This is a genomic window from Erythrobacter sp. KY5 (assembly GCF_003264115.1).
GTDB lineage: Bacteria > Pseudomonadota > Alphaproteobacteria > Sphingomonadales > Sphingomonadaceae > Erythrobacter.
Window position 1 is genome coordinate 2968259 of record NZ_CP021912.1, and the last position, 14032, is coordinate 2982290.

The window sequence follows — 14032 nt, forward strand, 5'->3', positions numbered from 1 at the left end:
ATGTCGGCCTGTTACACAGCAAACGGCGGGAGTGAACAGCCTGCTCACCCCCGCCGCCGATTGCTTCATTGCATCCGATCAGTAGTTGAACGACACACGCGCGCCCACGGTAAGTGGACGGTTGGTGATGATGCGTTCGCGATCGTTGCCGAAGATGCCCGAGATTTCGGCACGCTCGTCGCTGAGGTTTTCGCCAAAGATCTCAAAGCCCCACTGATCCGCCTTCACGCCGACCGAAAGGTCGAACAAAGTGTAGGAATCGAGCTGGATCTTGTTGATCTCGATGATGTCGGTGAACTTCGACGCCGAATAGGAAACCTGCGGCTGAATGTAAGCCGTCAGTTCGTTGGAAACGTCCCACTCATAACGAGCGCGAAGGTTGCCCTGGAAGCCCGGCGCATAGGCCAGCTCTTCGCCTTCAAGCACGTCGGTGGTCGGGATCAGCACTTCGGTAATCTCGGTATCGAGGATCGAGAAAGCGCCCGCAATGGTCAGACCCGGCGTCGAGTAAGGCGCGATCACGAAGTCCGCTTCGATCCCGAAAATCTCCGCATCGGCCGCATTGGACGAGAAGAAGAGGTTGGTGATCGAGGGGTCGAAAATCTGCGTCTGCAGGTTGGAGATATCGACGAAGAAGGCCGATCCGTTGAAGCGGAACTGACCGTCGACCAGGTCCATCTTCCAACCGAGTTCGTAGTTCTTGACCTCATCGGTTTCGACCTCGAACGGCACGACGAAACCTGTGCCAGCCGATACTGCGCCGCCGGGGCGGTTGAGCAGCCCCGGACGGAAGCCTTCCGAATAGGTCGCGTAGAACAGCAGGTCAGGGGTTGGTGTAAGAGTGACCGTCCCCTTGAAGATGGTTCCGCTGGTCGATGCCGTGTCAGGCGCGCGCACGGCGTTGAACACCTGCTGTGCCTGGCCTGCGCTTAGGCCAGCGTTCTGGATGTCCTCCAGCGTATCGTTCAGATCGAACACCTGGCGTAGAGCCGGGTCGCAGGAACCGATGAAGGTGAACTGACCGTCGCCGTTATACAGGTCGCTGATATCGGTGCCGAAAGCGTTCTGGTCCTCAGCGCTGAAGCTGTTGCAGAACGATCCGTTGGCGCTGCCTTCGAAATCGACCTCGACGTCGTAGTAACGCGCGCCAAAGGTTGCGGTCAGAAGGTCGGGCACGATGTCGAAGCTGACTTCACCGAAGATACCGTATTGTTCGTCGGTGCGGCGAATGTCGTTGCGGAAAATCGTGTCGCGCTGGAACGGACCCGCATCCGAGATAAAGCCTGTCGTCTGCGGGAAATTCGCCTTGAACGGTCCGAAGGGTGCCGCTGCGACGTTGCCTGGATAGTTGAAGTCGACCCGTTCCTCGAGGCTGAGGTCGGAATAGAAGCCACCACCCTGGAAACGCACGCGCCAGTCGTCCGGCGTGCTCAGACGCAGTTCCTGCGTGAAGACTTCGGTCTTCGAGAACGAGTTCACGTAAAGATTGGGCGCCTGACACGTGCCGCTCGGATCGGCGGAGCCGGGATAACTCACCGAACCGTCGCAAATGTAATACGGCAGATACTGGCCAGCAAACAGGTAGTCGGTGTAGTCTGCGCGCTGGTCACTTTCGCGGTCAGTGTATGCACCGGTGTAGATCACGTCGAGCATCGCAATGCGCCCCTCGACGGTCCAGCTGGTGTTCGAGAAATCGTCTTCGAGGCGATCTTCCTCGAACCGTTCAATCTCGAGATCGTCGAGGCCGCCCAGCTCGGGATCGACGAAGAACACGCCGTCCGATTCAAGGCTCTGGCGCTGGTGCGAGACGGTCACGGTCCAGTCGGGCGTAACTTCCCAAAGACCGCTGATACGGAAACCGGCATACTGGGTGTCGTTGAAGTCGTCTTCCGCGAGCCCGGCATTGTCCGCGTCGAGGAAGGTGACGCCGCTCAGGTCCGAGGTCGACTGGAAACCTGCACGGTTGGCGTTCACCGGAACGCCGTTTTCGCGCACGAAGCCTTCGGGACGGAAGCGGGCGCTTTCCGAAAGGTTGCGCGTGCCCGGCACGTTGTCGATGTAGCCGCCCTGATCGTCGAGATAGACCACGCCGCGCAGTGCGAATGTGTCGGTTACCGGTACATTGACCGTAAGCTCACCCTGATAGCTGCTTTCGCCGCCCTTGGTGAAAGACACGCCCGCTGAACCGTTGACTGCAAAGCCGTTCAGGTCCGGCTTGTTGGTGATAAGACGAACAACGCCTGCCTGCGAGCTCGCGCCGAAGAGCGTGCCCTGCGGACCAGAGAGGACCTCAATACGCTCAAGGTCGGCGGCATATACGTCGAGGTTACGGCCCGGCTGCGATAGCGGCTGATCGTTGAGATAGAGAGCAACGTTTGGCGCAAGTCCTGCAACACCGGCAACGGTAATGTTCGGCGTGGTCGAGGCAAGGCCGCGAATGTAAATCGTGCTTTGGCCGGGGCCGTTGCCGCCGGCGGTAACCGATGGAATCTGCTCAAGATAATCCTCGAACGTGTCGATGTTCAGCTCTTCAAGCTCCTTTGCGCCGATAGCCGAAACCGAAACGGGCACGTCCTGCAAATCTTCGCTACGACGCTGAGCGGTCACGACGATTGTGCGGACACCGCCCTGACGCTCGGCCTGCGTAGGAGCGGGAGCCTGCTCCTGAGCGGCGACAGGCGCTGAGAGTGCGACCGCAAGCGCGCCCATGGACGCGCCAGCAATGTGATTTTTCATTTTGAACCCCTTTAAGGCTTTTGGTGCTTGCGCGATGCGAGGGACGCACCAGCTTGATCAAGCAAACCCGCGCTCTCGATAAAGTATCGGCGCGCGTGTGGGGGTCCGGTATCAAGCCCGTGAGAGTCTGACCACAGGGTCAGTCCGGTTTTCGGGACGCTAAGAAACCTTGTTGCAGAATAACCACACAGAAATGGTTGGAACTGCAATTTCCAAGTATATCTTAAGTCAACTTTGCGAACACAAAGAGCATCTTTATCATTATTTGAAATTCTTGTCGTTAAGACTCAGATAACTGACGATCAGTTTCTAAGATACGGATTTTGATTTTACCTTAGGGATGTTAAGCGAGAAGTCTTCGTGAAAACCGTAACTTAGCCAGCCCAGCCCTCACAGGCCTCTGCAGTCGTCGGCACGCCATGCCGTTTCCGAATGAGATCGAAGACGACCGCCTTGATGATGCTCACGCACATCGCGACAACCACGATCGAGAACGGCAATGCTCCGATAATCATGGTGATCCGGATGGCCTCTATCCCCCCAAGGATGAGCATGGAGCCGACCACGAAGGCGAGCGCCATGCCCCAAAATACGATGTGATAGCGACGCGCGCCTTCATCATCGCCAGCGCCATTGATCGTATTTACAATCAGGATCGCGCTGTCGGCAGAGGTGATGAGGTATGTCATCAGCAGGACCACCACGAGACCGGAAACGATCAGGGCTGCGCCCGGACTGAGGAGCACCGCGAGCGTCGCGTAAAGCTGATCGGATATCCCTGTTTCGAGGATCTGTCCGCCAGCCTGCCCGCTGAGCTCGAGCTCAATCGCCGTCCCGCCAGCCAGCGCCATCCACAAAAAGCACATCAGCGAAGGCACCAGGGCGACGCCGAAAATATACTCCCGAATTGTTCGCCCGCGAGAGATGCGTGCGATGAACATGCCGACAAACGGTGCGAAAGCGATCCACCAGGCCCAATAGAACACCGACCAATCAAGCTGCCATTGCACGAGAGCGTCGCCAGCCTGACTGCCATCGCTTGAAAACAGCGTCAGGGAATTGGCCGGAAGCGTTACAAGGTAATCCCACACCCCCACCGCAAGCAGTTCGAGCCCACCGATCCCGACACCAACGGTCGCAAACAACGCCAGCAACCCGAAAGACAGGGCCATGTTGATATTGGACAGCCACTTGATGCCTCGCCCGACGCCGGAAAGCGCGCTCAATGTCGATGCCCCGACCAGTGCCAGCAGCGCCGCAACAATCGCAGGAGCGGAAGCGGTCAGCCCGCTTCCATCGCCTGCCTCGACCATCAGCCAATCACCCATCCCGACCCGGTAGAGCCCCGCAACGAATTGCTGCACGCCCAACCCCATCGTGACCGCGACACCGAGGATTGTCGCGACAACCGCAACGATATCGACCACGTGCCCCGCAATGCCCGACATCGACTTGCCGAAAATGGGCGCAAGGCTTGACCGGTTGGTTAGCGGCAGCCCTCGCCTATGCGACACATAGCCGATCGCCAGCCCGACCAGCGCGTAGGTACACCATGCGCCGAAACCCCAGTGCAGGAAGGTCCACATATAGGCTGGGCGCACGGCCTCCGCTGTGCCCGCTTCGATGGTGCCGCGAATGATGTCCGGATTGTTCGCAAAATGCGCGAGTGGCTCACCGGTGGAGTAGGTCAGCATCCCAATGCCGATGCCGGCCCCGAAAAGCATGGAGAACCACGAGAAGCGCGAAAACTCTGGTTTCTCGCCCGGACCGCCGATCCTGAGCGAACCCATCTGCGGCACAAGCGCCAGGATACCGCAAACCACGATCAGGGCAGCGACGAGATAGACGTACCAGCCGCTGAAAGAGGAAATGATGGTCGAATTGGCAACCTGCAGCGTTTCCATCGCGCTGACCGGGAAGAAGATTGCCCACATGATGATCAGCGAGACGATGATCTTGCCCGGGATGGTCACTTCGCGGCTGAAGCCGTCGTAGAAACCGCTGTCATGCGTGAAGATGTGAAGGTCGATGATCGGCGGATCGATCGGGTAATCACTGGAAGAAGAGGCGTCAGCGCTTTCGCTGGTCATGAGCATCCTTGGTTTGGCGCCCGGTCAAGGATACCGTTCTTGGAAGCGCCGCTCCTACAGGGGCCGGACGCCTCTTTGCAACCCCGCCCCCCCTTTCGCGGCCACTTCGCACCATTTACCCCAAGCCCCTTGCGCATTCAGGACTTTACGCTGATACAGGGCGCAACAAAAAGAACATCATTTCAGGTCGCGTATTTCCTAGTGGGGGGAGAAAACAATGGCCGTATCTGATCACGTAAATCTCGAACAGTTCATGGAAGGCGTCAAAAAGCGCAATCCGGGACAGCCCGAATTTGTCCAGGCAGTGCACGAAGTTGCGCAGGACATCTTCGAATTCATGGAAGACAAAGTCGAATACCATGAGGCGCAGATCCTGCGCCGGATTGCAGAGCCGGACCGGATCATCTCGTTCCGCGTGTGCTGGGAAGACGACAATCATAATGTTCGCGTACAGCGCGGATGGCGTGTCCAGAACAACAACGCCATTGGTCCATACAAGGGCGGCATCCGCTTTCACCCGAGTGTGACCGAAAGCGTTCTGAAGTTCCTCGCGTTTGAGCAGACCTTCAAAAACTCGCTCACCGGCCTGCCCATGGGCGGCGGTAAAGGCGGCGCGAACTTCAATCCGAAAGGCAAGTCGGATGCCGAAGTGATGCGCTTCTGCCAAAGCTTCATGACCGAACTTTATCGCCATATCGGCCCAGACACCGACGTGCCTGCAGGCGACATCGGCGTGGGTGGTCGCGAAATCGGCTACATGTTCGGCCAGTACAAGCGCATTACCAATCGCTGGGAAGGCGTGCTGACGGGCAAGGGCCAGGAATATGGCGGCTCGCAGATGCGTCCCGAAGCAACCGGCTACGGCGCGGTCTACTTCCTGCAGAACATGATGAAGCACAAAGGCATGGATGTCGAAGGACACACCGCCGTTATCTCAGGCTCGGGCAATGTCGCGACGCATGCCGCTGAAAAGATCACTCAGCTCGGCGGCAAGGTCCTGACCCTGTCGGACTCGGGCGGCTTCATCCACGACCCGGATGGCATCGATCAGGAGAAGATCGACTGGGTCAAGCATCTCAAGACGGTCAAGCGTGGCCGGATCAGCGAATATGCCGACGAGTTCAAAGGCGCGACCTTCCACGAAGGTCGTCCTTGGAATGTTACGGCCGATCTGGCCCTGCCATGCGCAACGCAGAACGAGCTCAATGAAGACGAGGCGAAGGCGCTCGTCAGCAACGGCTGCAAGGGCGTGTCGGAAGGCGCTAACATGCCGACGACACTTGAAGGCGTGAAAGTCTTCCACGATGCAAAGCTGATGTACGGCCCAGGCAAGGCCGCGAACGCAGGCGGCGTTGCGGTTTCCGGTCTGGAAATGAGCCAGAACTCCGAGCGCATCAGCTGGAACCACGAACGCCTCGGCGAGATGCTGACCGACTTGATGAAAGGCATCCATGAAAAGTGCACCGAGTATGGTGACCAAGGCGATGGCTATGTCGATTATGTGAAGGGTGCGAACATCGCAGGCTTCAAGAAAGTCGCTGACGCGATGCTGGCATTCGGCGTCGTCTGAACCACCCGTTCAAGGGCAAGAAAAAAGGGGCGTCTCCTTGATGGAGGCGCCCCTTTTTTCATACAGTCGAGCAAAATTCGGTATGTTACCGCACCCCGAGTTGTTCCGCCGCAGCGCGCAACTCCGCAGCCCGCGATGGATTCGCCGCAATCGCCCCATCAAGCGCGGCACGTGCACGGTCAGGCTCGCCCAGGGTCATCCGACTGCGCATCAGCATGACCCAGCCATCTATATTGTCAGGCTCGCTTTCGAGTCGGCTCTCCAGCCTCGCGACCATTCCTTCGGCCATTGTCCGCTGTTCGCCGGGAGGCATGCGGCTTGCCTCGACCACCTGCTGCGCTGTGGGTCCGCGCACATCAGCCGATGCAGCCGGACCAGCCGCCGCGCCCGATCCGGGCAGCATCGGCGTCTGTGTGGCGCGTGTTTCCATGACGGTTGCCAGTCGTTGATCGACCGCGATGTCATTGATCGCGCCGACCTGCTGAATGGTGCGCACCACGTCGGATTCCCACGGTGCGCCCGGAGGTGTCTCGGAAAGCAGAGCCAGCCAGTCGGTGATCGCACCCTGATGGTCGCCATCGATGTCCTTCTTCACAGCGAGGAAATATCGCGCCCGGGGATCGGAAGGATCGAGCTCAAGCGCCCTTTCGAACGCATCGAGCGCAATCTGCGGAAGCGGATCGGCAGCCGCGCTGGCCGCATCCACCGCCATCACGCGCGCTTCGCCGAGTGCTGACCACAGGGCAGCGGCGCTGTCGTCAATCTCCACTGCGCGTTCATACGCGCCTACCGCATCGCTGAATTCATTGCGTTGGAAATGCGCAAAGGCGAGCTCGCTCCACGGGCCGGCATCGTCGCTCGACGCATTGGCCGCGGCGCGCAACTCCTCCATCGACGGGCCAGTCTCGCTCGCAGCGACGGTTTCCGCCTCGCTTTCTCCGCTTCCGATAACGTTGTAGCCAATCGAACCGGCTGCAAGCACAGCCGCGCCACCTAGCAGGACCCAGCCCGCCTTACCCCCAGACATATCGCTATAAATCCCTTCAATCGCGCTATTTGCATCGGATCACATAAGAATTTCACTAGCAAGCGGTGCAGAAAACGGCAATTGACTCTGGCATTGGGGGCCACTTTCCTTATGGTGGCCTTGGGATTTGATCTAACCAAAGGGGGGGTTAGATTGTCAGACTTGTATGAAGTCGCCATTATTGGCTCCGGTCCTGCCGGGATGAGCGCCGCTGGCCAAGCTGCCAAGCGTGGCCTGTCGCATGTCCTGTTGGAAAAGACCGACCACCTCTCCGACACGATCTACAAATACCAGAAGGGCAAGCACGTCATGGCGACGCCTTCCAACCTCCAGCTGCGCGCTGGCGGTTACGAAGAGGGCGTGCATGCCGGAATAGAATTCGACGAAGGCAAGCGGGAATTCATCCTCGACACCTGGGATCGCCAGGTTGCCGAATTGGGCGTCAACGTCGAATACAACGCCGAAGTCGTCGAAGTGTCGGGCGAGAAAGGCGACTTCACGCTCAAGACGAAGGCCGGGGCCACCTTCCGTACCAAAACGATCATTCTGGGTATAGGGACGCAGGGCAATCCCAACAAGCTGCGCTGTCCCGGTGCTGATCACCCGATGATCACTTCCCAGCTCGATGACCCTGCAGACTATCACGACACGCATATCACCGTCGTGGGAACGGGCGATGCGGGGATCGAGAATGCTCTCGGCCTTGCCGAAGAAGCGCTTGGCAACACGGTCACGATCCTCAACCGCGGGTCCGACTTTGCGAAGGCAAAGCAGCGCAACGCCGATCTGCTTCAGGCTGCACATGACGATGGCAAGCTAAGGATCCGTTACAAGACCTCGCCTGCCGAAGTGCGCGACGGAGAAATGGTGCTTGAGACCGAAACCGGTCAGGAAACCATCCCGTGCGAGACGATCATCGCGCGTATCGGTTCTCAGCCTCCGCGCAAGTTCATCGAGGCGATGGGCGTCGAATTCACCAGCGAAGACCGCAGCGCCTTTCCCATTCTCTCGCCCGTATTTGAATCGACCAAGCCCGGCATTTTCGTAATCGGGGCGCTGGCGGGCTATCCGCTGATCAAGCACTGCATGAACCAGGGCTATGACGTCGTCGAATATCTCGCGACGGGCGAATCACCCAAACCTGCAGACGAACCGCTGCTCGAAGAGGTGTTCGCAAGCCTTCCCGGCAACAAGCCGGTCGATCACTGGCTTGAGGTTTATCAAAAGAATGTCGGCATCTTCCAAGGTCTGTCGACCCTGCAGATGCGCGAGCTGATGCTCGATTCCAACTGCACGGCCTTCGCGCCGGGTGAGGCGATTTTCCGTCGCAACGAACAGGGCTCCTCGCTGTTCGCCATCGCGCAAGGATCAGTCGCGGTTGAAGTCGATCCCAATGATCCCTCGATCACGGTACCCATCGGTCAGGGTTCGATCTTTGGCGAGGTCGGCCTGATTTCCGGTCGCCGCCGCGGTTCAACGATCCGCGCTGCCGAGGAAACCGTGGTGGCCGAATTGTCGCGCAAGGCCGCGCTGAAACTCATTGGTTCCTCGCCCGAAGCGAACGAGACCGTGAAGCGCATCTCGATCGAGCGCCAGATCCTGCAAATGTTCGGATCGGGCCTCACACCTGACGACATTGCTCCTCTGGTCGCCAGTGCGCAGACGGAAGAAGTGCGCGCAGGCCAGGTCGTTATCAAGGAAGGCGATGACGATAAGGACCTCTTTATCCTGCGCTTTGGTTCGATGCTGGTCGAGAAGGCAATCGGCGACCGCCAGATTTTCCTGTCCTACCTGCCCGCAGGCACCTTTTTCGGCGAGATGGCCGTTATCGACGGTTCCAAACGCACCGCGACGGTCAAGGCATCGGTGAAGTCCGAAGTCATCCGCCTGCCGGGCGATGGCTTCCTCGAGCTGCTCGACAAGAAGCCGCAGCTGCGTGAACGCGCGCTCGAAGTCATGGCGGATCGCCGCCGCACGACAGACTTCATCGAGAGCCAGAAAGACAGCGTCGACAACGCGCTCGAACTCTACACCGAAACCGCCAAGTTCCTGTCCGAACAGGGTATCGGCGAGGCAACCGACGCGCTTCTTATCGACGAGAAATTGTGCATCGGCTGCGACAATTGCGAGCGGGCCTGCGCCGACGCGCATGAAGGGCTCTCGCGGCTCGACCGTGAGGCGGGCAAGAGCTTTGCTCACCTACACGTCCCAACCTCATGCCGCCATTGCGAACACCCGCACTGCATGGCCGACTGCCCACCCAACGCGATCCAGCGCGGGCCCGATGGCGAGGTCTCGATCAACGCGGAAACTTGCATCGGCTGTGGCAATTGCAAGAGCAACTGTCCCTACGGCGTGATCCGCATGGATCCGGTGCCGCCCAAGAAGCCATCGCTGCTGAGCTGGCTGTTCTTCGGCAGCGGCCCCGGTCCCGGCGAGGCATCCTATTCGTGGCGCAAGAAGAACGGCGATCCCGACCTCGCGAAGAAGGCGATCAAGTGCGATATGTGCGCTGGCATCGACGGAGGCCCTGCCTGCGTGCGCGCCTGCCCGACCGGTGCTGCCATCCGCGTGGCCCCTGACAAGTTCCTCACCTTTGCCAAGCTTACAGAGGACGTCGAAGACTGATGGCGAGTGTAGCAGGCAAACGCTTCAACCAGGACGAACGTCGGCGCAACGCCGACCATGTCAGCTTCCTCAAGCATCGGCGTTTCCGCTGGCTTTGGATCGCCTTGATGCTGTGCATCGTGTCCGGGCTTGGTTACGCGATGATCGATCAGGAACCGCGCCCGAATGGGGGCAGCTGGTATGGCTATACCCTCGGGACGATCGGGCTTCTGCTGATCGTGTGGCTCTCGCTGCTCGGCATTCGCAAACGCAAGATCACCACCGGGCAATGGAGCCTGAAAGCATGGACCAGCGCGCATGTCTATCTGGGCCTCGCGCTGATCGTGGTGGGCACGCTGCACACCGGTTTCCAGATCGGGTGGAATGTCCATACACTTGCCTATTTCCTGATGCTGCTGGTGATCATCAGCGGCATTTATGGGGTGATCGCCTACGCCACCCTGCCCTCCACCCTGTCATCGAACCGCAAGGAGATGACCCGGGCCGAAATGCTCGATGCGCTGACAGCGCTCGATCGCCAGCTTGAAAGCGCAGCGCAGCCGCTTGGCCGTGAGCAAACCGACCTTGTGATCGCCGCGCTTGAACAGGATGTGTTCTATGGCGGGGCCTGGGGCCGGCTGACTGGCACCTATCCCGGCTGCAAGACCAGTCGCGCGCTTGCCCGCATTTCCGAGAGCGGAAGCGAGGCCGAAGAGCGCGTCCATGCACTGCTCGTCAAACGTGCCGATCAGCTCGGCCAGATCCGACGCCACCTGCGCATCAGGGCGCTGCTTGAGGTGTGGCTGTTCATTCATATTCCGGCGACGATTGCCCTTCTCGCCGCACTGCTCGCGCATGTCGTGAGCGTGTTCTACTATTGGTGAGGCTGGCGTCATGGCATTCCTGATCCGCACCATCGACATCACCGCTTCGGGCCGGGAGATCGTCCGCGACCGTGAGGTTGGCAAGCCCGAATTGATCACCGGCCGCGCTGCGGAAAGCGACATCCACCTTGCCGACCTCGCCGTGGAGCAGCGCCACGTGCGCCTTGCCGATGCGGGCGGCGGAATGCTGATGGCCGAGTCTCTCGGCGGACTTGAGTTTGGCTTGAATGGTCGCTCGGTCAAGGATGGCACGATTGACCCTAATGTCGGTGCCGAAATCTCGGTCGGCTCTGCGCGTCTGGCGATCTCTCGCGAAGGCGACGGACCTGTCCAGATCATCATCAAGCAGGTCGAGAAAGACGAGGCAGCGAGCGATGCGCTTTCCTCCTTCGCGCTTGCCGCCGCGCTGCCCAGCAAGCGCACGATGGCCTGGGGCTTCACGATCGCGATCCTCGGCCTCCTCCTAGCGGTTCCGATCGTCACCAACCTTGCAAGCACACCGCCTGAGAACGATCCGATGGACAAGGACGTCGTGGGCGCAACCAAATTCGACGCAGCATGGATTTCGGGCGGAATGAGCGTCGAGCACGCTCACCTCGAAGACAATTGCGAAGCCTGCCACGCGACACCGTTCGTTTCCGTGCAGGACGAGACCTGCCTTTCGTGTCACGAGGAACTCGGCCTTGGCGATCATGCTGAAATGCCGCGCCTGCGCGAAGGCATGGCACCGCTCAGCACCGGCGATGCGATCCAGTGGTCGATTGCCGAAACGCTCGGCAAGGAAGGTCCGCTGGGCTGCGTCTCATGCCACTCGGAGCATGAAGGCCCGGTCGATCTTGCCGCCGAAGAGCATCAGTTCTGGGACCAGCAATTCTGCTCGGATTGCCACGACGACCTCGATGCGCGGCTTACCGATGTCAGTTTCGGCAACGCCACCGACTTCGGAGACAAGCACCCGCAATTCCGCCCGCTGATCTACACTGCTCATTTCTCCGATAAGCCGGTGCGCGTGTCGCTCGACACCGAGCCGGTAGAGATGAGCGGCCTCAAGTTCACCCATGACGAACACATGGACGAACAAGGCGGCGTTGCCCGCATGGCAATCAGCCTCAGCCAGTACGGCGCCCCGCTCGAATGCAGCGATTGCCACTCCGAATGGAGCGACGCCGAGCGCGATATGATGCGCAAGGGCGGGCTGACCGACGCTGCGGTCGAGACGCTCGGCAATGTCAAATGGTCGCAGGCTGACCTCAAGAGCCTCAAACAGTCCGGCCTGTCGAAGCGGCGGGTCGAGGACCTTGGCGACTACAAGCCGGTGGTGATGGAAGACTCGTGCGAGTCCTGCCACAGTCTCGTTTTCGATCGCGCCGGGCCGGGCTTCCGCACCCTGCGGCACGGCAATATCGATGACCTCATGGCCGACCTTGCGACCATGAACCGCGGTCCGCGCGGCGACATCGTATCCGGGCGCGGACGTCCCGGACAGTTCGCTCGCGGGGGGCGTTACTACTCCAACTTTGGCCGCCCGATGGGGCTTTACATCGCGATCAATCGCGCCCTTGAGCGCGATGGCGTCTGCGGCGAGTGCCACATCCCGACCATGACCGATGGCAGGCGCGACCTGACCCCGGTCAATCTGCCCAACCGCTTCCTGATGCACGGCGCATTCTACCACTCGGCGCATGAGGAAGACGCAGCGGGCAAACCGCTCGAATGCACAGAATGCCACGCGACCAGCACTTCAAACGAGGCCACGGACCTGCTGATCCCTGACCTTGAAAGCTGCCGCGATTGCCACCTCGGCGAAACGGCGGCTAAGACCGACGAGATCGTGCCATCCACTTGCGCGATGTGTCACGGCTATCACACACCGACCTCTCCCTGGAGACCGAAAGATCATCCAGATATGCCCGGAAATGGTGCTAACGATAATGTCGCAGCAATCTTGAGCAGTCTAAGACGCTAAGGATGGAGAGCGAGAAACGCGGTGTGCTGATAGCACAGATCACCGATACGCATGTCGGCTTTGAGCCGGAAGCGGGAGAGAACGAGTTCAACTTCGTGAGGTTTCGCAATGTCTTGGGGCATTTGCTGAACCAGAAGGTCCTGCCCGACATGCTTATCCTGTCGGGCGACCTTGCCGATGGCGGCCAACCCGACAGCTACGCCCGCATTCGCGAACTCGTCGCCGAATGCCCCTTTCCGGTCCATGTCATCCCGGGCAACCACGATTCGCGCGATGAGCTGCTCAAGGCGTTTCCCGATTGCCCCACAGCCGATGGTTTCGCGCAATTCGCGATCGATTGCGACGACGGAGCCGGCAACGCGCTGCGGGTCGTGTGCATCGATTCGTTCGAGCCGGGCCGTCACGGCGGTGCCTTTTGCGAAACCCGCGCCGCGTGGCTCGCGAGGGAACTGGCCGCGCATCCGGACACGCCCACGGTGATCTTCATGCACCACCCGCCTGTCGTCGCCGGTATCGACTGGATGGACCCGAGCCCCGGCGAAGCGTGGTTCAAGCGTTTCCACGCGACGGTAAAGGGCCATGACCAGATCATCTCGATCCAGGCCGGGCACCTGCACCGTCCGTTGCATTCCGTAGTCGAGGGTATTCCGCTCAGCGTTACGCCCGCGGTTGCGCCTGCGGTTGCGCTCGACCTTCGTCCCATGGATGCAGAGGTCGCGGACAGCCGCCCGATTGTCGCGGCGGAACCGCCCTTCTACTCGCTCCACCTTTGGCGAGACGCAGAGTTCGTCTCCCACTTTCAGCCGGTCGGACATTGGCAGACGCTTGCCCGGTTCGAAGACCACCTGAAGCCCATGATGAAGGGCCTGTTCGCCGAACGCACCTAGGCCCGCTTCACGCAGCTGACATCGAAGGATCTGGACCACGCAAGTGGTGCGTTTGGAAAAACGCATCTGACCTGCCCCAGCGACCGAAACCCGCGCAGTTCCGAGGCTTTCACGGGGCCATCGAACCCTGCACCGCTGTAGGATGTGTGACTTTCCGATTTCGCCAAGAATGCGAAACCTTGCATCCGTGCCTCACCCAACGCTTTCAAAGAGCCGCCCGCACGTTAGTGCACGCGGCCCCTTGTAGGAAAGCTGGCGTGAGCGC

At 60.0% G+C, this 14032-nt stretch carries 8 protein-coding genes; 5 read left to right on the top strand and 3 right to left on the bottom strand.

Annotation, left to right across the window (positions count from 1 at the left end):
• Positions 1-78: 78 nt before the first annotated feature.
• Both CD351_RS14115 and CD351_RS14120 read right to left on the bottom strand, forming a co-directional pair.
• Positions 79-2736: a TonB-dependent receptor gene (locus tag CD351_RS14115; RefSeq protein WP_174214276.1), complete on the bottom strand. Its 2658-nt coding sequence runs from the start codon at positions 2734-2736 to the stop codon at positions 79-81.
• 374 nt (positions 2737-3110) lie between these two features.
• The gene (locus CD351_RS14120) at positions 3111-4826 is read right to left on the bottom strand and encodes a BCCT family transporter (protein WP_111993773.1); all 1716 of its coding nucleotides are present in this window, start codon (positions 4824-4826) and stop codon (positions 3111-3113) included.
• A gap of 217 nt (positions 4827-5043) precedes the next feature.
• Here CD351_RS14120 and gdhA point away from each other — a divergent pair, with 217 nt between their 5' ends.
• On the top strand, positions 5044-6396 hold the full coding sequence (gdhA, locus tag CD351_RS14125; RefSeq protein ID WP_111993232.1) for an NADP-specific glutamate dehydrogenase: 1353 nt from the start codon (positions 5044-5046) through the stop codon (positions 6394-6396).
• A gap of 85 nt (positions 6397-6481) precedes the next feature.
• Here gdhA and CD351_RS14130 read toward each other — a convergent pair whose 3' ends face one another.
• Complete coding sequence (locus CD351_RS14130; protein WP_111993233.1) at positions 6482-7423, bottom strand: tetratricopeptide repeat protein; 942 nt, start codon at positions 7421-7423, stop codon at positions 6482-6484.
• 111 nt (positions 7424-7534) lie between these two features.
• On the opposite strand from CD351_RS14130, the gene CD351_RS14135 reads away from it, so the two are divergent.
• From CD351_RS14135 to CD351_RS14150, 4 genes are read left to right on the top strand one after another with little or no spacing between them, the layout of a single operon-like run.
• Positions 7535-10051 (top strand): NAD(P)-binding domain-containing protein, encoded by a 2517-nt coding sequence (locus CD351_RS14135; protein ID WP_111993234.1) that lies wholly within the window; start codon positions 7535-7537, stop codon positions 10049-10051.
• The gene (locus CD351_RS14140) at positions 10051-10914 is read left to right on the top strand and encodes a hypothetical protein (protein WP_111993235.1); all 864 of its coding nucleotides are present in this window, start codon (positions 10051-10053) and stop codon (positions 10912-10914) included. The genes CD351_RS14135 and CD351_RS14140 overlap by 1 nt, the downstream gene beginning before the upstream one ends.
• 10 nt (positions 10915-10924) lie before the next feature.
• Positions 10925-12880 carry a cytochrome c3 family protein gene (locus CD351_RS14145; protein WP_111993236.1) on the top strand — a complete coding sequence of 652 codons (1956 nt, stop codon included), beginning with the start codon at positions 10925-10927 and terminating at the stop codon, positions 12878-12880.
• A gap of 2 nt (positions 12881-12882) precedes the next feature.
• On the top strand, positions 12883-13767 hold the full coding sequence (locus tag CD351_RS14150) for a phosphodiesterase (RefSeq protein ID WP_111993237.1): 885 nt from the start codon (positions 12883-12885) through the stop codon (positions 13765-13767).
• Positions 13768-14032: the final 265 nt, after the last annotated feature.

Excerpts from the sequence above, each read along its gene's own strand:
- CD351_RS14130 (WP_111993233.1), bottom strand. The coding sequence starts at position 7,423 with ATGTCTGGGGGTAAGGCGGGCTGGGTCCTGCTAGGTGGCGCGGCTGTG.
- CD351_RS14120 (WP_111993773.1), bottom strand. The coding sequence starts at position 4,826 with ATGACCAGCGAAAGCGCTGACGCCTCTTCTTCCAGTGATTACCCGATC.
- CD351_RS14145 (WP_111993236.1), top strand. The coding sequence starts at position 10,925 with ATGGCATTCCTGATCCGCACCATCGACATCACCGCTTCGGGCCGGGAG.
- CD351_RS14140 (WP_111993235.1), top strand. The coding sequence starts at position 10,051 with ATGGCGAGTGTAGCAGGCAAACGCTTCAACCAGGACGAACGTCGGCGC.
- CD351_RS14135 (WP_111993234.1), top strand. The coding sequence starts at position 7,535 with ATGGTGGCCTTGGGATTTGATCTAACCAAAGGGGGGGTTAGATTGTCA.
- CD351_RS14150 (WP_111993237.1), top strand. The coding sequence starts at position 12,883 with ATGGAGAGCGAGAAACGCGGTGTGCTGATAGCACAGATCACCGATACG.
- gdhA (WP_111993232.1), top strand. The coding sequence starts at position 5,044 with ATGGCCGTATCTGATCACGTAAATCTCGAACAGTTCATGGAAGGCGTC.
- CD351_RS14115 (WP_174214276.1), bottom strand. The coding sequence starts at position 2,736 with ATGAAAAATCACATTGCTGGCGCGTCCATGGGCGCGCTTGCGGTCGCA.